This is a genomic window from Priestia sp. YIM B13491, assembly GCF_042787605.1.
Taxonomy (GTDB): Bacteria; Bacillota; Bacilli; order Bacillales; family Bacillaceae_H; genus Priestia; species Priestia megaterium_E.
Window position 1 is genome coordinate 58,319 of the sequence record NZ_JBHZOR010000002.1, and the last position, 20,216, is coordinate 78,534.

General features: G+C 37.8%; 19 protein-coding genes. 3 read left to right on the forward strand and 16 right to left on the reverse strand.

All coding sequences use genetic code 11. The annotated features are described in order from the left end of the window. Positions 1 to 18: 18 nt before the first annotated feature. From ACFX4E_RS06480 to ACFX4E_RS06490, 3 genes are all read right to left on the reverse strand, one after another. Positions 19 to 4,224 carry a tetratricopeptide repeat protein gene (locus ACFX4E_RS06480; RefSeq protein ID WP_377237747.1) on the reverse strand — a complete coding sequence of 1,402 codons (4,206 nt, stop codon included), beginning with the start codon at positions 4,222 to 4,224 and terminating at the stop codon, positions 19 to 21. Between the two features lie 167 nt (positions 4,225 to 4,391). Further along, positions 4,392 to 5,633 (reverse strand): bacillibactin exporter BcbE, encoded by a 1,242-nt coding sequence (bcbE, locus tag ACFX4E_RS06485; protein ID WP_028408011.1) that lies wholly within the window; start codon positions 5,631 to 5,633, stop codon positions 4,392 to 4,394. 302 nt (positions 5,634 to 5,935) lie between these two features. Beyond that, positions 5,936 to 6,223 (reverse strand): hypothetical protein, encoded by a 288-nt coding sequence (locus ACFX4E_RS06490; protein WP_013056176.1) that lies wholly within the window; start codon positions 6,221 to 6,223, stop codon positions 5,936 to 5,938. 277 nt (positions 6,224 to 6,500) lie between these two features. Between ACFX4E_RS06490 and cspD the strand changes: the two genes are divergently transcribed. Next, positions 6,501 to 6,704, forward strand: coding sequence for a cold-shock protein CspD (cspD, locus tag ACFX4E_RS06495; RefSeq protein ID WP_013056175.1), 204 nt, complete (start codon positions 6,501 to 6,503; stop codon positions 6,702 to 6,704). A 59-nt stretch (positions 6,705 to 6,763) separates the two neighbouring features. On the opposite strand, the gene ACFX4E_RS06500 is transcribed toward cspD, so the two are convergent. From ACFX4E_RS06500 to ACFX4E_RS06510, 3 genes are read right to left on the reverse strand one after another with little or no spacing between them, the layout of a single operon-like run. Further along, on the reverse strand, positions 6,764 to 7,036 hold the full coding sequence (locus ACFX4E_RS06500; RefSeq protein WP_013056174.1) for a DUF2564 family protein: 273 nt from the start codon (positions 7,034 to 7,036) through the stop codon (positions 6,764 to 6,766). Positions 7,037 to 7,092: 56 nt separating this feature from the next. Beyond that, on the reverse strand, positions 7,093 to 7,275 hold the full coding sequence (locus tag ACFX4E_RS06505; protein ID WP_013056173.1) for a zinc-finger domain-containing protein: 183 nt from the start codon (positions 7,273 to 7,275) through the stop codon (positions 7,093 to 7,095). Positions 7,276 to 7,304: 29 nt separating this feature from the next. Continuing rightward, complete coding sequence (locus tag ACFX4E_RS06510) at positions 7,305 to 7,958, reverse strand: ribonuclease H family protein (RefSeq protein WP_060746039.1); 654 nt, start codon at positions 7,956 to 7,958, stop codon at positions 7,305 to 7,307. Between the two features lie 219 nt (positions 7,959 to 8,177). Here ACFX4E_RS06510 and ACFX4E_RS06515 point away from each other — a divergent pair, with 219 nt between their 5' ends. After that, a complete protein-coding gene (locus tag ACFX4E_RS06515; protein WP_377237744.1) occupies positions 8,178 to 8,576 on the forward strand; it encodes a reverse transcriptase-like protein in 399 nt (132 codons plus the stop codon). Positions 8,577 to 8,582: 6 nt separating this feature from the next. On the opposite strand, the gene ACFX4E_RS06520 is transcribed toward ACFX4E_RS06515, so the two are convergent. From ACFX4E_RS06520 to ACFX4E_RS06565, 10 genes are all read right to left on the reverse strand, one after another. Beyond that, positions 8,583 to 8,858, reverse strand: a complete 276-nt coding sequence (locus tag ACFX4E_RS06520) for a DUF6123 family protein (protein ID WP_028408009.1) — start codon at positions 8,856 to 8,858, stop codon at positions 8,583 to 8,585. 61 nt (positions 8,859 to 8,919) lie between these two features. After that, positions 8,920 to 9,381 (reverse strand): divergent PAP2 family protein, encoded by a 462-nt coding sequence (locus ACFX4E_RS06525; protein WP_013056169.1) that lies wholly within the window; start codon positions 9,379 to 9,381, stop codon positions 8,920 to 8,922. A 130-nt stretch (positions 9,382 to 9,511) separates the two neighbouring features. Next, positions 9,512 to 9,826 carry a hypothetical protein gene (locus tag ACFX4E_RS06530; RefSeq protein ID WP_013056168.1) on the reverse strand — a complete coding sequence of 105 codons (315 nt, stop codon included), beginning with the start codon at positions 9,824 to 9,826 and terminating at the stop codon, positions 9,512 to 9,514. Between the two features lie 105 nt (positions 9,827 to 9,931). Continuing rightward, a complete protein-coding gene (locus ACFX4E_RS06535) occupies positions 9,932 to 10,189 on the reverse strand; it encodes a DUF2533 family protein (RefSeq protein ID WP_013082381.1) in 258 nt (85 codons plus the stop codon). Beyond that, on the reverse strand, positions 10,186 to 10,959 hold the full coding sequence (locus ACFX4E_RS06540) for a nucleotidyltransferase domain-containing protein (protein ID WP_028408008.1): 774 nt from the start codon (positions 10,957 to 10,959) through the stop codon (positions 10,186 to 10,188). Before ACFX4E_RS06540 ends, ACFX4E_RS06535 begins: the two co-directional genes overlap by 4 nt. A gap of 5 nt (positions 10,960 to 10,964) precedes the next feature. Continuing rightward, the gene (locus ACFX4E_RS06545) at positions 10,965 to 14,582 is read right to left on the reverse strand and encodes a dynamin family protein (protein ID WP_098526289.1); all 3,618 of its coding nucleotides are present in this window, start codon (positions 14,580 to 14,582) and stop codon (positions 10,965 to 10,967) included. Positions 14,583 to 14,966: 384 nt separating this feature from the next. After that, positions 14,967 to 15,524 (reverse strand): isoprenylcysteine carboxyl methyltransferase family protein, encoded by a 558-nt coding sequence (locus ACFX4E_RS06550; RefSeq protein WP_098333575.1) that lies wholly within the window; start codon positions 15,522 to 15,524, stop codon positions 14,967 to 14,969. Between the two features lie 5 nt (positions 15,525 to 15,529). Then, the gene (locus tag ACFX4E_RS06555; protein ID WP_098248333.1) at positions 15,530 to 16,615 is read right to left on the reverse strand and encodes a type III polyketide synthase; all 1,086 of its coding nucleotides are present in this window, start codon (positions 16,613 to 16,615) and stop codon (positions 15,530 to 15,532) included. 224 nt (positions 16,616 to 16,839) lie between these two features. Then, on the reverse strand, positions 16,840 to 17,382 hold the full coding sequence (locus ACFX4E_RS06560; RefSeq protein ID WP_013056162.1) for a GNAT family N-acetyltransferase: 543 nt from the start codon (positions 17,380 to 17,382) through the stop codon (positions 16,840 to 16,842). A 392-nt stretch (positions 17,383 to 17,774) separates the two neighbouring features. Continuing rightward, a complete protein-coding gene (locus ACFX4E_RS06565) occupies positions 17,775 to 19,199 on the reverse strand; it encodes an NAD-dependent succinate-semialdehyde dehydrogenase (RefSeq protein WP_028408005.1) in 1,425 nt (474 codons plus the stop codon). A 130-nt stretch (positions 19,200 to 19,329) separates the two neighbouring features. On the opposite strand from ACFX4E_RS06565, the gene ACFX4E_RS06570 reads away from it, so the two are divergent. After that, the gene (locus ACFX4E_RS06570; protein WP_377237740.1) at positions 19,330 to 20,190 is read left to right on the forward strand and encodes a LysR family transcriptional regulator; all 861 of its coding nucleotides are present in this window, start codon (positions 19,330 to 19,332) and stop codon (positions 20,188 to 20,190) included. Positions 20,191 to 20,216 lie beyond the last annotated feature (26 nt).

A 20,216-nucleotide genomic window follows, 5' to 3' on the forward strand; every position in this document is an offset into this window, starting at 1 on the left:
GAAACCCAGCTTCTTTTTTTACCTTCTTACCGTTAATCCTTTTAGTTCATCGTCTTCCATAGCCATTTCATAAAATTCTCCCGTTTCATCGTGCGCTAAAACATAATCCAACTCTTCCTGAGCAGAAGCAGTTTTTCCAAGAACAGCTAGATAGCATGCCAAGTTATAGCGAATAAAAAGATCTTCGTCTCCACTTTCTACTCTGGTTATCATAAGCGAAGCTGCTGCTTCCGTTTCACCTTCTAAATGATATGCGATACCTAAATCGGTATACATCCCTTCATACTCTTGACGCTGTTCAATTGCTTTTTGAAGAAGCTGAACAGTTTCATGATAACGTTCCGTTTTATTATACAGTTTTGCTAGTCCTGCATATATGTCAGGCTGATAAATCTCCTGCTGAAGTAATTCTTGAAAAGCTGCCTCCGATTTTTCTACCTCTTCAAGGCTACTCAAAATAAATGCTCGGTATATCTGCAAATCTATATGATATGGCTGCTGTTCAAGAAGTTTTTGAACTAAGTTTAGCGCTTCATGTGCAGCCTGTTCATTTTCATGGATGTTAACGAGTATATTGGCTAAATGATAGGCAACATCAAAATCCCAGCTTTGATGCAGCGATTTTTTCAGCACGGTGATGCTATCTTCAATTAATCCTTTCTCTTCGTAAAAAGCCGCAAATGCATGCACAGCCTCTTTATTATTTCGATCCGTTTTTATAGCAAGTTCATACAGTTCAATCGTTAAGCCAAGCAGCGTAACCGTTTTTGCTTTTGCTTTGAACTTTGCTAAGCTTCGTTTGAAAATAGATCCTTTCTGCTCTTCTACGATCGAATCGGCATACTCATTTAAAGCCTCGGCTGCGTTTTTAAATAACAAGCTTTTGCTTTGTTTTTCCATTTTTATCTTTTTTAAATCTGCCGTAAGCCCGGACAGTTTTTTTCCATTTGGAAAGCTAGACATGAACGTTTGAAATAGAGCGTAATCTTCCGGATCCTCACTTAGTAACTCTGTAAGAATTTTTCTAGCTTCTTCATATCTCTGCTCCATGATGAGCCATTTTGCCTGATGATGGCGAATAGCAGGATTCTGTGGATCTAGTTCAAGCGCCTTCTCTAAATACGTTTCAGCCTGTGAAATGTCTCCTTTTAGGCGATACACATGAGCCTGGCTGTCAGCGAGCCATTGGGGAAGTACAATTTCCTCTACGCTTTTTAATACCTCTAACAGCTCTTCATACTCTTTCTCTGTTTCACAAAGTGAAGCTGCGTGCTCAACGTTTACTTCCATAGGATTCAGCTGTATCCATTGAAGCAGCCAATTCCTTTCAGCCGTTCGATTTTGTTCTTCACAAGCTATTTCGGCAAGCTTCATACAAGCGGCTTCAAATGTTTTATCAAGAGTTAAGCATTTTTGGAAGGCCTCTTTTGCTTCAGTGATGCGATTCATTGATTGATATATTTCACCTAACCGATAATATGGCAAAGCATCTTGCTTGATACGAAGCGCTTGTTGATAAAGTTTCTCACTTTTTGTTAGCTGCTTGGCTTGTTCGTATAATATGCCTAAGTAGCACATGTACAAAATCTCATCAGGGTGCTCTTGATGTTCTGCAGTTAAAAACTTAATTCCACGAGTCAGTAAAGCCGTGTCTTCTAAATAACTCGTATATGCTTCTAACACTTCAGCTAGCGCTGTTTGAGCAAAATGAATTCCTTCTTCATAAAGAGCAAATCCAAACTCTATCGTTTGGTCGTCTAGATTCTTCTCTTTTGCTGCATCCAAAAGCATGCTGCCTGCATCCAACAGGACGTCGCTGTTCGATGAAAACTTCTGCGCAATAAGCGTGAGCGTATCAACGGCCGTTAAATGTTCACCTGTTTCTAGATACGCATAAGATAAGCCCAAATACATAAGGGCATCTTCTTCTATTTTTAAGCCTTCTTTATACAGAGCAATAGCTTCTTCGTACCTTTGATTCGCGACGTATAAATCGCCTAGTCTTCCTCGAATTGTCATGTCGCTTGGGAGATGCTTCATGCCTTCTTTGAGATAGCTTTCAGCTTCGTCTGTTTTTTCTAGTTGATATTGTAGCAAATCAGCTATCGAAAGATATGGATAAGGAACAGTCGGCAAAAGCTTTTTAGCTACTTGAAATCCCCGGTAAGCTTTACGAAACTTTTTTAAATGTTCATCACAACGGGCTCTTTCAAACCAGCTGTGCGCATCTTTTGGGTTTTCTTTTAATAACGCGTCGAAAAGATTTCTGGCTTCTGCATATCTTTCTTTCTCCATTAAAATAAGTCCGTGATTGATTTGTGTATAAGATTCATCGCCATACATATTTAAGGAAATGGTCGAGCATTCAAAAGCTTTTTCGAGGTTTCCTTTGTACATATATGCAAGTGCTAAATAGCTCCAGTTCAAATGCTGCTCTACGTCTAATTGCAGGGAGCTCCGCAGTGCTTCAACAGCCTCATCATATCTCTCTTCATCGAGCGCAATTCTTCCTTTAAGATAGTGATAAAAAGAGCTATGCTTTTTGTTATCTATGTGGTGTAACAAGGAAGATGCTCCCTTACTGTCGTCAAGTTTAAAAAAGGCATATGCAGCGTGAAGCTTAAGATAATCATGATTGCTATACTTCTCTAACACATGGTTAATACACGTACGAATATAAGCTTCATGCTCTTTTCTGTACAAATGCTTCATACTGTAAATAGCGGCAAATGGAACATGCTCATTTGCTTTTAGTAAAGAAACGAGATCATTAATGTGTGCCTCTTCATCCGCTTCAACTAGTTCGATTAAGTCATACAGCTGACGAATAAACACATCTTGCTCTTTAGAAAGTGAAGCGAGATCCGCTGCCGCTTTAGAAGCAACAATTGATAAAAAACCCGAATTAGCGTAATGCTGATCAAAATTTTTATATTCTACATACGTTGGACTTAGAAAATTAGCATCTTGTACATGAAAAAGTTCAAGTTCATCATCATAGCCAAATACAACTTGAACATGGGAAGCTTGTTCAAATTCCAGACTGACCAAAATAGGCAGCCCTTTGTCTAATAGTTCTTTAAACTGTTCAACTGTGCCTGTAAAAAACATCGCTGCAAAGCCAAGAGATTCAAAGTAGCTCACCGCAGTTGATAATTTGGAGCCTAACCCTCCGTAAATACGCGTCCCAATCTCATCCTGTGTTTTTTCGGTATGTAAAAGCCTTAACATCATACTCATACTAGCTGGCACGCAATAATTATCTTTTTGAACAATCGGTACAATAGGAAGCTTGATTGTACTGCATTTTTCGTCTGTATTCTTTCCAATTAATTTTTGATAAGGTGAATCTTTTAAACATCGCTTAGTCGACAGCAGATGCGTAAGCTGAGATTGCTGCTTCTGTTCAAAATAAATGTCGGCGCGCAGCAGCGTAAAAAAATCTTGATAATCGTGATAGGGTAACTTTGAATCGATAAATTCAATCGTTTCAAGCAAAAGAGAATACTCTTTTAAATCTTTTAATCGCATCACTTTATCCATATATAAAGACGGAAGCTGTGGGTAGCGGACAATAGCCTCGTTAATTTTTTCAAGCGATTGTTTATGCTTCCCTTCATAGGCATATAGATCTGCGAGCATTGCATAGCAAAAATCTCCATTCTCCTTATATGTCGTTCCTTCTTTTAAGCAGGCTTCAGCTTTCATTCTGTCGTTGAGCTGCAAATAAAAATAGCCCCATCTGTCAGCCATACCCTTTTGATTATGGGACGTTACTTGTTTCATCCACTCAGAAGCTTCATCCACTTGTTTCATTTCTAAAAGAATTCTTACCTTTAAAAAATAGATTTTCTCAAGCTGTTCCTCTTTAACTGATTCCGTATCCAGCTGAGAAATTAATAAAGAAAGTCTATCATCAGCGTCGAGTATCTTGCCTTCTCGCAGGAGATCATCACAATAAAGAGTTACCATTCGAATCGAGCTAAATCGACGATATCCATATGTCGTTAACATTCGACTTAAACGATTTAATAAAGCTTCATCACAAAAGCGGATAAGCTCGTACAGCTCTTCTTCCGTTTGTAAGTTTGCTAACCATTCTTTCACAATACCCGTAAGGCTCTTTGGTTGAAGGCTTTGTACTTCTTCTGTTATATACGCTACAAGATCAAATATTTGATAATGATCCACCATGCTTTTTAATTTCTGATAATTTATACTCAATTCAAAACCACCTTATTCAATAAAATAAGAACTATTGCATCTGCTGTCTATAAATTGAAGTATAAGAAATTTCAAGGATTTTTTCTAGACACAATATAAATTTAAGCATATTGACGGGTCTTTAAATAGCAAAGAGCTGTCTTTTATCATAAGACAGCTCTATAAAATCACACTTCAGCTTTCTTCAGTTTTACGCCGCCTTCAGGTTTTGGTTTGATCGCTTTTAAAACTAAAATGGCACCTACTGCACTAACCCCTAGAGACGTTTGGAACACAGCCATGTCCGACCACTTCATAAGCAATGTATAAAGAGGAGGTCCAGCTGCTACTCCGACAAAGCGCATCGAACTGTAAAGAGACGTAATGGTCCCTCTCTCTTCCTTTTCAATTCCTTCTGTAATAAGCGCATCAAGACTGGGAAGAGCTGCTCCAATTCCAATTCCACCAAGCACTAAAGTGAGTAAAATACTAAAAAGAGACGTATTAAAAAATAAAATGATGAAAGAACATGTTAACAATAAAAAGCCAAAAAAAGCAGACCACTTCATAACGATTTTATTGTTGCCAACTTTTTTCCCCGCCACAAAAGAAGAAATAGATAAAGCGAGCAGGGGAATAGCCATTACTAAACCTTTTTTCGTATTCACAATATGATAACGCTCCTCTAGTATGGTCGATAGGTAAAATAAAACCCCGAATAATACAAGCATAATAATGGCGCCTAAAATAAAAATAGCCATAAGCCATCCCATATTTTCTTTGAGCGTCTTCTTCAAATCCTTTAAAAACTGCGTAATACTTTTCTTTTTTTGTTCAGATTCAGAAGAACTGTCATTTTTCGGAACTTTTACTAAAAAGATAACTAAAAGAATCGAAATAAGGCAAAGAATAGGAATGAACCAAAAAGGAAGAAACCAAATCATAGCCGCTAAAAAAGCTCCCAGTATTGGGCTTAGTACTTTCCCAAACGTATTAGCTGTTTCAATTAAACCTAGTCCTTTTGTAATTTCTTGCTCGTCTTTGAACATATCTCCTACACAAGGCATCACAACAGGCATAGCTCCTGCTGAACCTATTCCTTGAATCGCGCGGCCAATTAAAATAACCCAGAATGGATTGGCCATTTGCCATGAAGCCCAGCCTGTTAAAGCCCCTCCTACTGCAGCAAGCAGCAAACTAGGAATAATAATTTTCTTGCGGCCAAATCGATCTGATAAATAACCAGCAATCGGGATTAAAAAAATAGCGAAAATTGAGTAGACCGTGATAATCATGGATACCTGCAGCGAGCTTATCTGTAGACGTTTTTCAATCACCGGCAACACCGGAATTAACATTGAATTTCCGAGGGTCATGATAAGTGGCACAGAAGCAAGAGCAAGTAAATCCAATTTTTTTCTACTTTCCATAGCGTCCTCCAAACCTTACTTCTAATTAACGTCACAATCACACGTTTTTCAATTTAAGCTTTATAAAACCTCTCGTGTTCATTGATTTTAAAGCTTAACTATCTCATTACATAAGATGATGTATATCTATATTTTTTAGCTAAAAAGGTGATTGCTATTCATGGTTTCACTGTTCTTCTTCAATTTATTGAACTTTGTTATTTATCCCTGTTAATACTTGTAAAATCACATATTTTTAATCCTATATATGAAGAAGCGTACGAGTATCTCCGTACGCTTCTTCATATATAGGTGTCATCTTGTTACACTACTTCACCTCGATGACCATCTCCATCATACATAAACTGTTTATCAATGATATGTTCGATATATATGGTTGTCAAATCACTTTTTTTCACTTGAGCTACAATTAATCCTAACGGATCGCCAATGGTGAAGCTTGTTCCATTTTGAAACATTAGCAGCTGCTCATTTAAATGCAATACGCGCTTATAAATTTGCTCTTTCTCTAGGTTGCTGCGGCTCTTTGCTGCTTCGAGCGTTGAAAATAACAAAATGATTTCTTTTCCATTTACTTGTGTACGATACATACACGACCCACTCCTTATCACCGCGTTAAAATTATGCTGACTATACTTTTATTATAAACTAAATTTTCAGTTATTTTTCATCTCATAAGAAATTTTTTTAGTTATAATTGTACTACGTCCAGGTTACATAAAAATTTAATTTTCAGAAAAGTTAAATTTTAATATTGAAATTTTATTTCTTCTTATTATATAATATAAACAATCATTTACCTCTATTGGAAATGATAATTCGAGTTTCAGCAGCATGAGGCTGCACAGTACTAGGGGGATTCAAGTTATGCAAAATGGTAAAGTAAAATGGTTCAACAATGAAAAAGGCTATGGCTTTATTGAAGTTGAAGGCGGCAGCGACGTATTTGTACATTTTTCTGCCATCCAAAGCGAAGGTTATAAATCCTTGGAAGAAGGACAAGAGGTATCTTTTGAAATTGTAGAAGGCAATAGAGGCCCGCAAGCCGCTAATGTCACTAAGCTATCATAAATAGATCTTTTTATTTTATAGTAAAAGAGACTCTTTTCCGAGTCTCTTTTTTGTTATACCTAGCGTTTGGCCTCAGTAAGCTGCTGTTCACATGTTTGAATAGACTGCATGCACTGCTGAAGAAATTGCTCGTCTACTCCTGTGCCATGAGCTTTGGCAGATTGAAGCTGTGCTTTTGCATCATTAAGCGCATTCGTTGCCTCTTCAAGCTGCTGAGGACTCATACTCATCGTAGCTGTCCCAATCATCTTTTGAGCAGATTGAATAGAGACTTCTACTTGCTTTAAATCATTATATCCCGTTGTTACTTCTTCATTTGAAAACTTATCCATTGAAAGAACACCTCCATATGGATAGAATGAAGCTGCTGCCGGCAAATTATACACGCTTACTTTTTAGTCAGCAAATCTCCATACTGCTTAATTTTTTCTCCTACGGTACACTCTTTAATACAAAACGTCTGAGCGTATGTTTTGCCCTTTTCTTTATTAAACGTTTTTTTTACAAAACAATCACTACAGTAGTAATCCAATAACTCCGTTACTTCTTCTAATAATTGTTTACGTTCCACTCTCGTTCATCTCCATTTCGTTCTGTGTGTTACACTTGCTTCCTGCTAGCAATTGGTATCCCTTGAAGAGCTTGAGTAGCAAGCTGGTCGGCCTCTTCATTTTCTTTCCTTGAAATAGGCTCATATACGGGTCGGATACCAAGTTCCTGCATTTTATCTTCTATTCGATCTAAGTACCGATTAAACTCTTCTTCGAAACAGGGCCACTCCCCAGCCAGCTGATTTAATACAACCTGAGAGTCACCTCTAAACGTTACCGGTATATGATGAACACCAAGTTCCTCAAGCTCTTGTATCAAATAATAAAAAGCAGCATACTCTGCCTCATTATTTGATTCAATCTCTTGCAACCTTGAGTTGCGTCGTATTCGGTAAGAGCTGTTGTTCTGTTTAAAATAAATCACAACCCCAAGCCCCGCTAAGAGCGTATCATGCTCATAGCCTCCGTCAAAATATGCCACAATATCGTGAGGCTCTGTCTGTACTTCCTGTAAGAGCTTTTTCGCTTCTTTTACAGTCCATTTTTGCTGTTGCTCATCAAGTAGGAAAATTTCCTTCGTTCGACCTGTTTTTTCTAAATCACCCACAATCATTAGCGCCTCATTCGCATCTGTGAAATCGGATGTGAAAATTAACTGTTTATGTTTCGAGGATTTATAATGCCATTCAATTTGGAAATTCATAACGAGCATTCCTTTCATCAGCAATTTTGAATTCAACACTTTTTCTGCTTTTTTGTATTTTATCTTCTATTATGTCTTTTCATGACAGTTTTCTTACCTAATAAGCGGATTTTAGCGTTTATACGTGCTAATATAAAATAGCTGAAGTACTTATGATACAATACTATTGATGAAAAAACATGGTTTAAGCTTATATTGTTTTAACAAGGAGGCTGTATGATGATTGAAGTTTATATAGACGGAGCCACTGCTGGTAACCCTGGTCCTTCTGGAGCTGGTATTTTAATTAAAGGAAATGGTGAACATCATCGTTACGCTATTGCTCTTGGGACAATGACGAATCATGAAGCAGAGTACCATGCACTTCTTCATGCATTAAAAATTTGTTTAGAAAAAAAGTATACGAACGTATCTTTTCGAACGGACTCTCAGCTAGTAGACCGCGCAATGAACCAAGAATACGTTAAAAATAAAGCGTTTGCTCCTTTACTGGAAGAAGCCCTCAAATTGTCCAGTCAATTTGAGTTATTTTTTATAAAGTGGATCCCTAGCTCTCAAAACGCAGGTGCTGATCAGCTGGCAAGACAAGCCATTAATCAAAAAGAAGCAGGAATGTAATCCTGCTTAAATCATACCTGATGACTTTAAATATTGAATGGCTTGTTTTTGATTGCTAATACGATGTGATGTCAAATTCTCGAGGAGCGATACAAAAAAACTGCCGTCAAATTCTTTTTGTACTTTTAGTGTCCATTCAATTGTAAATATGACCATCTCGTCAGCTGCACGCGTATACTGCTGACCAAATGAAATAAATCCACGTGCATCTTCTGCTAAATGAAAGCCTTTTTCTTCAAGATAAAGAAGATACTCTTCAACGGTTTGAGCTGTTTTTGTCACTTTTTCGTCCCATCCTTTTGCAAAGGTTCTTCTTTATCTTAGCTTACTTTTGGCTGTTTGACTATGATTTCCCTTCTAAAAAATAGCCAATCGCTCCAAGTGCTACTCCTAAAATGGCTCCGCCAATCACTTCTTCGGGCTGATGCCCAAGCATTTCTTTCAAGCGCTGTTCCGTCAAATCGTGAAAGCCTCCGTCTGGAAGACCCGCAAGCTTTTCAATTTCTTCATCTAACGTATTCACTTTAATAGTAATTTCGCCAGTCTGCCTTCGAATTCCTTGTGCATCGTACATCACAATAATTCCAAAAACAGATGCTAACGCAAAATCAATCGTAGAAACACCTCTTTTTAACGCTACATAGGTCGCTAAAGAAGATACGCCGGCTGAATGAGAGCTTGGCATTCCACCCGACGCAGCAATCATCCGCATATCCCATTTTCCTGTTTGATACTTTTTAATGGGGATTTTTAAGGCTTGGGCTAAACCGATTGATGAAAGAGCAATGACAATTCCTTTATTCATATTGCTTCACCTCATCTATAGTTTGCGATGGATTGACATCTCGTACCCAAGCAAATATTGCCCAACAAAAAACGCCGGGCTAATCTGCTGACAGAGCAGACTAATCCCGGCGCTTTTGGAAACAGTTCTGTTATTTTTTACGCTTTTTTTGTGCAGCATTATTCATTTTGGCAGATTCAACTTCAGCATAAGAGCCGAATTCTTGGCCATATTGATTATTTGCACTTTTATTAGCTTCTAACTTCTTGTTAACAGAATTGTTTTGGTTTTGTTGCACGTTGAACTCAGAAGCAAACTCCCCAGCATAAGTGTCATTTGCACTTTTTGCACGCTTTGCTTTTTGAGCCTGATTTGCTTTAAACTCAGAAGAGAACTCTTGGTTATAATTATGCTTTGCATTGTTATTCGCTTGCGCATTTTTATTACCTAATTTTTGACGACCCATCGCTATCTCCTCCTATTTGTACCTCGTTGGTACACTATTAGTATGGATCAAGCGGTACGTCATATCCTGTTCAAATTAAGGTAAAAACACCAGAGCTTAGCACGTTTATATTCTTGCTACGTACTCTTTAACCATTTCTTCTGTCACTACTTTACGGCCTGGAATGATGGTATATTTTTGAGACAGTTCATTAATTTCTGCTGTTACAGCATTAATACCATCTACAGAAAAGGGTTTCCCTTCTTTACACAAAAGCACAGCTGCTTCAATAGCTTGCTCGCGTCGAGCTTCTAAGCTGGCAAAAGCACGTACTAATTCGTGTTGTTTTTTAGAATGGGCTGAAATTTCTTTATGTACACTCATGTTCGTTCCTCCATTATATTATGCTGAGTTAGTAAAAATAAGTTAATGTCCTCATAACTGATTTGCTTTTCCGGTAATTCTTTTAAGCTTTTTTCTATCGCTGCAGCTTCTTTCTTAATGCTGTCTAAAAAGTTTTTCATCTTTTCATTAAAAGCAACTTTCCGGCTTATCTTGCACTGTACAAATTGCTCAATGATGGATTGCTGCCTATCGTCGAGATTTGCCTGCTTACATAAATCGGCAAATAAAATAACAGGGAAACTGCGCTGCTTTACTACTACTTTCAGTGATAAAAATGCACGAATCAGTTGAAGCATCACTTTTATATCCTCTATTGTAACAGAAGATGTCAGATTTCTTTTACTATTTATCGTTAAAATTTTAAAATAATGATATCCCAATGCTTTTAAGGAATATGATTGAGCCATCATTTGCCGCAGTGGCTCAGCAAACGATGGCTTCTGATAATAAACAAGAGGCGACCATAGCCACTCATAAAGCGAAGGGTTTGATTTTGCAAACAAATAAATGGTTTTGTACAAATCCCACCCTTGCATATCATAATTGCCTTCTGCTACATTAATGACCTCCTGAGGTCTATTGAGATGAAGATAGCGTGACGCTTTATATTTGTATATAAAGCGAACGTCAAAATCACTCGTTGACGTGTCGAGTCCGTAAGCACGGCTGCCTGATTCACATGCAAACAAAATTTCCACATTATATTCTTTTTCAATTTCCTGTAAACGTTGATTTATGTGTGTAGACATAAAAATTAATGACCCTTTCTTTCCTCCAATACATGTTCTAACACCGTCATTGTACTTACCAATTCTTGAATTGGAAATTCTTCAGACACGGCTGCTTGCAGCTGTTTGTAATAATCATACCATTCTTCAGACACAGACTGTTTATGCGCTAAAACGTACTGATTCACTAAATGGGTATAGTGTGAATGAAGAGCGGCTTCTTCTTTCGCAATGTAGTGATTAACCTCTGGCTTAATACGTTCTAGTAAAGCAGCGTGAAGCTTTGCTTTCTCATTTTTTTCAAAAAAGCTTTTATTGTTTTTATACAGTGAAAGCTCTTTTTGATACGATTCATTCTCATCAAATTGATGACTTGTCACAACTTCACTGCCATTTGGAGGCTCTAACGAGTTCAAGGTTGGAGTAAACGTCGGTTCATAGCGCTGGAGCTTTGTAATGATCATTCGATGCCAGTCTTCGATTAATTTTACGATGTATTTTTCGATTCGCAAAGTGGTTGCACGCACTTCTTGCGTTGCGTCAAAGGAAATAGACGTTAACAACTCCTGCAAACACAGGCGCAGCTGCTTTTGCTTTTCACCTCGATCATCCCTTAAGTTTGCCGGACTGAAGGCTTCTTTAAAGAAGTCATCGTACCTCACAAACAGACGTTTTTTCACATAAAATAAAAGCTCTTCTAATTCTCGGTCAAACTGCTGTTGTTCATATTCAAAATGAATTTCATGCAGTTTTGCTGCTACCTGCTCATTCTTTATGTGAAGAGATTGAATGTATCGCTTTTTATCCACTTCTGATTTTGTTTGCACCTGTTTCATTTCATTGGCAACTGCTAAAATTTGTTCGAAATCTGCATAAACACTTTGGATAGCAAGCTCTGGTAATTCATAATTTATGAAGCGGTAAAACGCATTTTTGAATGGCAGAAACATTTTATCCTCGTGGTTTTGCAAAGCCTGTAAGCTTGATACCGGGTATAAGCGCGGAAAGCGTATACCATACTGTTCAAGCTGCTCTTTTACGTACGTCTGAACTAACTGCAGCTCTGTATCCGAGCTGGCTAGGTCCGCTGCATTTACTAAGAAAAACATTTTATCAAGCGCAAATACATCTTTTACACGGCCAAGCTGAATAAGAAATTCGCGGTCAGCTTTTGAAAACGCATGATTATAATACGTTACAAATAAAATGGCATCTGCATTTTTGATATACTCAAACGCTACTCCCGTGTGCCTCGCATTGATTGAATCCGCTCCGGGTGTATCAACGAGCGTAATGCCTAAGCGAGTAAATTCACAGTCATAATACAGGTTAATAAATTGAACAAAGCACGCTTTTTCTTCTTTGGCTACATAATCATGAAATCCTTCCGTATCCACTACTACTTCTGAACCGATATGCTGCTTGACTTCGCCGTAGCCTTTTTCTACTGCCTGTAAAAACGACAAATGCAGCTGCAGCTCTTCTGTTGCCTGCAGGGTTGGAATAATTGTTAGCGCTTCGTCAATTGATTCTACTTCATGATGAAACAGCTTAAGTGCACCATTTAAATCTTGGATCATCTGCTCGTTTGTTTTCATTTGCACAACAGCTGTTTTATGCGGCCGTTTTTCTGTTGGAGGCATAATTTTATTGATGGTTGCTGTTGTTGGGTTCGGAGATACAGGAAGTAATCTTTCTCCAATCAACGCATTAGCAAAAGATGACTTACCGGCACTGAACGCCCCGAATAAAGCTACGGTAAACGTTTGATTTGATAGCTTTTTACGCTTTTCTTGAAGCCTGTTAATAAAGCGGTCTAACTTTCCAAATGAACGGAGCTGTTCGAGAACAGCTGATACATCTTGAAGAACCTTTTCTGTTCCTGTTTCATGCGCAGCTTCCTCAGGCTCTGAAACTAACTGCTGCTCACTCACGGCTTCATGCTTTTCTTCAGCTTTCATGATGCCCGTTTCATATTCTTCTTGTAACATATATGACAACTCGTTCGCATCTTCTGCCGTTAGGTCGTCATCAGTTTGCTGTAAAGATTGAAGCAAAGCTTTTGTACGTGCCAATTTTGCTTTCATTTCCTGAAGAGATGTATACGCTTCTTCAAATGCTTCACATTCCTGCAAGTGCTGATAAATTTTTTCACGCTTTACTTCATCTTGCTCGATTTTGCTTTGTTCAATTTGCGCATAAAGCTCATATAATAATCGCGTCGCTTTTTTCTTAATATGATCGGCTACATCTTTTGCGTACGTTAAAACATAATCACCATTAATTGTAGCTCCTGCCTTTACCGTTTCAATTAAATCATGCGGCTCTAACGGAATTTCAAACTGCTGAACCTGGCGTATAAGATCCGGGTCGGTAAGATTTTGATTTTTCACCAGCTCTTGCACATATTGCTGCAAGTGCCACTGCAGCTGAGAAGCTGCACGTTCTTTCATATCATCAAAAAATAACGTCAGCCGCTCTTTTTTTACTTCCTCGGTCTTTTTCTTAGCAAATAAAAGACCCACTTTAAAATCAGGCTTTGTCGTTTCTAAAAACAGCCTAGCTTTTTCTCTCATTTCATATGGTGTTAAATTGGCGTTGCTTAGTATCTTACCTGTTTCTTGTTGGTACGTTTCTGCTAGCTGCTTTTCAGCCCACCTCATTTCCGCTTCTTTTTCGAGAAGCTGCTCTTTTTGCTGCTTATTGATTTCATGGTTCTCAAGCGTCAGCTTATGGCGCAGATCGTCATGAATCGTTAACTTTTCTTCTTCTTGGTCTTCAATAAAGGCAAGGTGATCGTCAATTACCATTTGCATCGCATGTTGAATATGCTGATGTCGGTTTTCTTTTTCCGTCATCATAGCAAGTAATAGAGATTTTACGTACGAAAGGTCGTTATGACGGTTGGTTGGCTCTTTTAACGACGTATAGAAGATTCCTTCTGGTCTCACATTCCACTTTAAAAATGACGTTTCTACAGATTCTTTAAATGCTTGAAATGTTAGCTGATCTTCTTGGTGTTTATCGATTTGATTTACAATTAAATAAAGCGTTTTATTAGCTTCTTGCAGCTGTTTTGCAAATTGAAGATTTAATTCTGCCTGCACATGATTATAATCCATCACGTAGAAAATAACGTCCGCTAAGTGAAGAGCTGACTCGGTCGATACACGATGCGCATCATCTGTTGAATCAATTCCCGGTGTGTCCATCACCACAACATTTTTAGGAATAGCATCTGTATCTATCGATAAATGAATGGACTCTACTTCATCTCCATCGACAGCAAACTGCTTAATTTGCTCATACTCATAAGGCGCTTCATAACGCACCGGCGGCTGTTTGCGGTAATAAACGGTTGCATGCTCATCCCCAGCTTTTACTGATACTAAGTTTGCGCTTGTTGGAATAGGACTTGCAGGCAAAATTGCTTGCCCCATTAATTCGTTAATCATGCTCGATTTTCCAGCCGAAAAATGTCCGCAAAATGCTACAACAAATTCACCGTTCACCCACTTTTTTAACAGCTGTATTGCTTTTGCTGCCTGCTGTTCATCTCCAGCTGCTTGAAATTGCTTATGTAAATGAAAAAGAGATGCTTCCAATCGGAGATTTTCTTGATGTTTCACACTCACTTTACCCATTATTACTCTACCCCTTTTGCCTCATTCAAGACTGTATTTAAATGTTTTCTATCCAGCTTCATTTCTGCTTATTCTTTCTCTATTTTACTTGATTCGCATGCGTTTTCCCATAAAAAACTGAATTTTTAGTTACAAAAACAATAAAAAAAGCTGTCAATAATTTGACAGCTTTGTATCGTATTTTTTATTCATCGCATGTATGTTACGCCTTTTGGGCTTTTTCAATATTTTTCATTACATACGTTGTGACGCCAACATATGTAGCAAGAGCTCCGATCACAAAAAGACTAACCATTACGTCCACCACCGTTTCTACTTGATGAAATTGATAATCTTTATCATTTGTTTCATCTTATCATGAAAGATAATCATTTTCAATTAGTTTTAAGATTTTTTTACAGGAAAGAAACGTCCCCTGTTTTGCATCACTTCGCCGTAATTTGTTTCATTCGTTAACGCTTGCTCTTCCAAGGGAATTCTAACAGCTAATATACACAAATTGAAAACAGAAAAAATAGCTAACGTCCAGTATGCCTGAAACATAAGCGGAACTAACACCAATTCTGCCGCTACTACCATATAGTTAGGGTGCTTCATAAAACGATAAGGACCTCTTAGCACAACCTTCGCATTAGGCAAAACGATAATTTTTGTATTCCAATACTTTCCTAACGAAGAAATAGCCCATATTCTTGCAAGTTGCACAAGCACAAAAAAGCTAAACAACAAAAAAGAAAAGTGATACATTCCATCGTTTAATACATACACTTCCGTAAAAAGAGCAGCAAAAAAAGCGGCATGCATGCTTACCATCCATTTGTAGTGACTTTGACCAGCTTCGTATGCTCCCTGCTTCTTCATCCAAGCTTCATTTCTTTTGGCAATAACCAATTCACATAGACGCTGTAAGATAATAAATACAAAAAAGCTATAAAAAAACAATCGCTTTACCTCCACTCTAATAGAAGCATTTCAGAACTAAATCCAGGGCCAAGAGCTGTTAATAAACCGTATTCTTCACTCGAAATTTCTTTCTTCATAAAGCGGTCTAATACATACAGAACGGTTGCGGAAGACATGTTTCCATGGTTTTTAAGTACATCTAGGGAATCAGCAATCATATTTTCGTTTAGCGACAGCGTTGATACATATGCTTCAAGCACTTTTTTCCCTCCAGGATGAGCAACAAAATGCTTTAAATCCCGACTGGTCAAATGCTGTGTTTGTAAAAATGACTCAACTTCTCCGCCTAACCACGAATCGATAATCGTGGGAATATCTTTTGAAAAGACAACAAATAGTCCATCATTTTTGATCTCCCACCCCATTACATCTTCTGAATTGGGCATGAGTGTCGATTGTGTATGTAAAATGTAAGGATAGCTTTTTGCAAGGGCAAAAGTGGTATCAGCTTCGTCACCTGCGACTAAAGCAGCCGCTACTCCATCTGCAAATAAAGACGTACCGATTAAGTTGCTTTTTGAACGATCATTTCGCTGAAAAGTTAAACTGCAAAGCTCAATGGATAAAACAAGGACTTTAGCACGCGGAAAGGCTTTGCAATACTCATAAGCTCTTGAAAGCCCAGACGCTCCTCCAGCACACCCTAATCCCCAAATAGGAATTCGTTTTGTGTGGTCTGAGAACGCAAGCTTATTCATAATTCGTGCTTCAATGCTAGGCGTAGCTAAACCGCTTGTTGAAACATAAAAAATAGCCTCAATTTCTCCACATGGCAAAGGGGTACTTACATAGTTCTTATTTGTTAAGCAGTCTTCAATTGCTTTTGTACCTAATTCAACAGCAGATTCTATAAAAGCATCATTTTTTTCTTCAAATGTATGGTCTTCTTGAAACCAAGATAAGTCTTTGGCAAAATTACGTTTCTCAATTTGACCATTTTGAAAAACGGTTAGCAGACGATTAATATCTTTAAACGATTCGGAAAAAAGTTCTTTTGCAAATAGCAGCGTGTCTTGCTGAGTTAATTCATAGGGGGGAACTCCAAATCCAACTGAGATAATCTTTGGCATACACTTCACCTCTTTGATTGCGTTACATTTAACATTTGTAATAGCTGGGGATTTATTCAATTCTTTTTTAGTGGAATGGAGGCGAAACATAAAAAAACTTTCCTGTAACTCAGGAAAGTCTACGTTTTGAAGAAGTGTATGTTTGTTGTGCACTTTTATTATAGCGCAAATAATCTGAATGTACAGATACAATTTATGGATTGACGAAAATAAGTGCTTATTTTTTATGAAAAGAAAATGGACATATAGATTTCATCTACATATTCATTGTTGAAATAAGCTTGTTCTTTCATAACGCCTTCTTGTTCAAATCCTACCTTTTTATACAATTCGTATGCCACTTTATTCGAAGCAAACACAGTTAAAGAAAGTTTATGAAGATTATTTTCTTTGCACCAGTTTAGCGTATAATTCATAAATTGTTTTCCTATTCCCATTCCCTGTGCTTTTGAAATAAGCCATGTACGGAAGAGCCCCGTGTGGCGCTTCATTTTAATTTCGCCTCTAAGAACACGTGCAATTCCAAGAACTTCACCTTCGACTTCAGCTACAACGTACATGTGATTGTTCTTTTCTACTGATGCAATAAAATCTTGCTCTTCTTGGACTGTGCGCGGCTCATCTTTTTGAATAAATTCACCGGCTTCAATAATTTCTCTTACCGCTGTTGTAATATGCTCTGCATCGCTTGCCTGCGCAGGGCGAATAGTGACTTCACGTCCGTCTTTTGCTTTAAATTTCACTATGTTTTTCTCTGCTGTAATCATCTATATCAACTCCTATATTTTTCACCATTCAGTACTACTATTTTGGTTCTAGCTTGCGTAATTTATCAGTGGTAAAGTTCTGCTTTTCATTTCATCTAACAAGCAATCATGTGCATTTGTTGTATTACCCACGCTTTAAACAAAGCTAAACCATTTTTGAAATATTTATTCTTGCACAGACACCCTAGAAATGCAATTAATTGCGCTAAAGAACTATTATTCCAAATTTTCTTTACAAAAGTGCATAAAAAAAGCTAGGACACAACGAAACACCTGAAAGTTACGTCCACCTTAACAACAAAAAAATACGAACTAACAACCAATCATTTTGATTATTAGTTGCTAGTTCGTATTTCACTTCGACTAAAATATTTTTGTCCCTCTGCTTTTGATTAAAGTCCCATTGAGATATATTTTACTTCTAAATAATCTTCAATGCCGTAATGACTTCCTTCGCGTCCAAGACCACTTTCTTTAAAGCCGCCGAATGGAGCTTGAGCTGCAGATGGAGAGCCATCATTTACTCCTACAATGCCGTATTCTAACTCTTCAGATACAAACGTTGCTTCTTTAATGTTTTCTGTAAATACGTAAGCGGCTAAACCATAAGGGCTATTGTTTGCTCGTTCTACGGCTTCTTCTACTGTTTTGAATGTTGCTACAGGTGCCAATGGTCCAAACGTTTCTTCAAACATGCAATTCATGTCATCAGTTACATTTGTAATAATTGTCGGCTCCATAAAGAAACCGTTTTTAGTTGTTATAGCTTGTCCGCCAACCACAACTTTAGCTCCTTTACTTTTTGCATCCGCAATTTGTGCTTTTACTTTCTCAACCGCTTTATCGTTAATTAACGGTCCAACTTGTGTACCTTCTTCTAATCCATTTCCTACTGTTAATTCCGCCGCTTTTGCTGCAAATTTTTCAACAAAAGCATCTGCAATGGATTCTTGTACATATACGCGGTTTGTGCAGATGCACGTTTGACCTGCGTTTACGAACTTAGAAGCAATTACGCCGTTTACAGCAGCGTCTAAATCTGCATTTTCTGTTACGATAAACGGTGCGTGACCGCCTAATTCCAGCGATAATTTTTTCACAGTATCAGCAGCACCGCGCATTAAATGTTTGCCAACCGCTGTTGAACCAGTAAATGTTAATTTTCGGATACGTCCGTCTTTTTGCCATGTGTCACCAATAGCTGCTGCATCTCCAGTAACAACATTGATCACACCTTTTGGAACTCCAGCTTCTTCTGCGAGCTCTACTAAACGATATGCTGTAAATGGTGTTTCTTCAGATGGTTTTAGAACAATTGTACATCCTGCTGCAAGAGCTGGGGCCACTTTACGCGTAATCATTGCTGCAGGGAAGTTCCATGGTGTAATAGCTGCTACAACGCCGACAGGCTGTTTTTTAACCGTAATACGTTTATGCGTATGATGAGCTGGAATCGTTTCACCGTATACACGCTTTCCTTCTTCAGCAAACCAAGCAATATAATCATTGCCATACTGCACTTCACCTTTTGCTTCTGCAAATGGTTTGCCTTGTTCCGTTGTCATAATTTCTGCTAGTTCATCTTTATGATTTTCAATTAGTTGATGCCATCTCATTAAAATAGCACTGCGCTCTTGAGCGGTTCTTTTCGACCATGTTTTAAAAGCTGCAGCCGCTGCATCAGCGGCAAGTGCTGCTTCCTTTGCGCCTGCCTTTGGAATTTGTCCTATTACTTCTTTTGTTGCTGGATTGACTACATCAATTTTCTCTTCTGTTGTTGTCCATTCACCGTTAATATATAGTTTGTTTGGATACATCATTCATCCTCCTAGTTGTGTGAATTTCTTTGTGCTGTGTTAACTACACTATATACACTAGCATCTTCATTGATTTATGAGAACTTCCCTTCTATACTATGGGTATAACAAAAGGTTATAGGTGATAAATATGAAAACAGAATGGCTTGAGTCTTTTATTGAAACAGCCAAAACAAAAAGCTTAAGTAAAGCAAGCGAACAGCTGCATATGACGCAGCCCGCGCTCAGTAAGCAAATGAGAAAACTAGAAGAAGATTTAGGGGTAACATTATTTATTCGCTCCGCTACAGGAGTAGAATTAACCTCAGCAGGTGAAATTCTTTTACAAGAAGGTGAATCCATATTATCAAGCGTTCATGCTCTTCAAAAAAAATTAGTGTCTACGCAAGAAGCTTGTGATTTAACTATCGGAACGTGGCAGAGTATGGCTGCTTTTTACTTACCTTATCAACTGGCTTCTGCTAAAGATCAAAATCGCCATATTGATATAAAAACCTCGCATCACTATTATGATTTGTTAGAGCAGTTAGAAAGCAATCAAATTGATGGGGCTTTATTTGATGATCGAGAGGTTCAACATACTTACTGGTCAAAACTATTATTCAAAGAAGATTTTTATTTATTTGTGAATGATCAGCACCCGTTAGCCGAAAAAGAAAGCGTATCATTTAAAGATTTTAAAGAAGAACCCATTGTAGTTCTCCCGCCAGGGTGCGATGTTCGGACACTAGTAGAAAAAGCGTACAATCGTCATAACTTAAAAATTTCCATTGCCAATGAAATTGAATTTGCGCAAAGTATTATGGGATTTATTTCAGCTAATTTAGGTATTTCAATTCTGCCTGAAATTTTTATGCGCCATTTACAAAGCTCAACCATTAAAGCGTTACCCATTACAGACTTCAAATTCAAAAGAGAAATTTCATTAGTGGCAAAAAACCCTGATGTGGGAAAAATGCTTTATACACTGTTTTTCAAAACACGGTCTTAATAGGAAAAACGAACAAATTAGGCCTA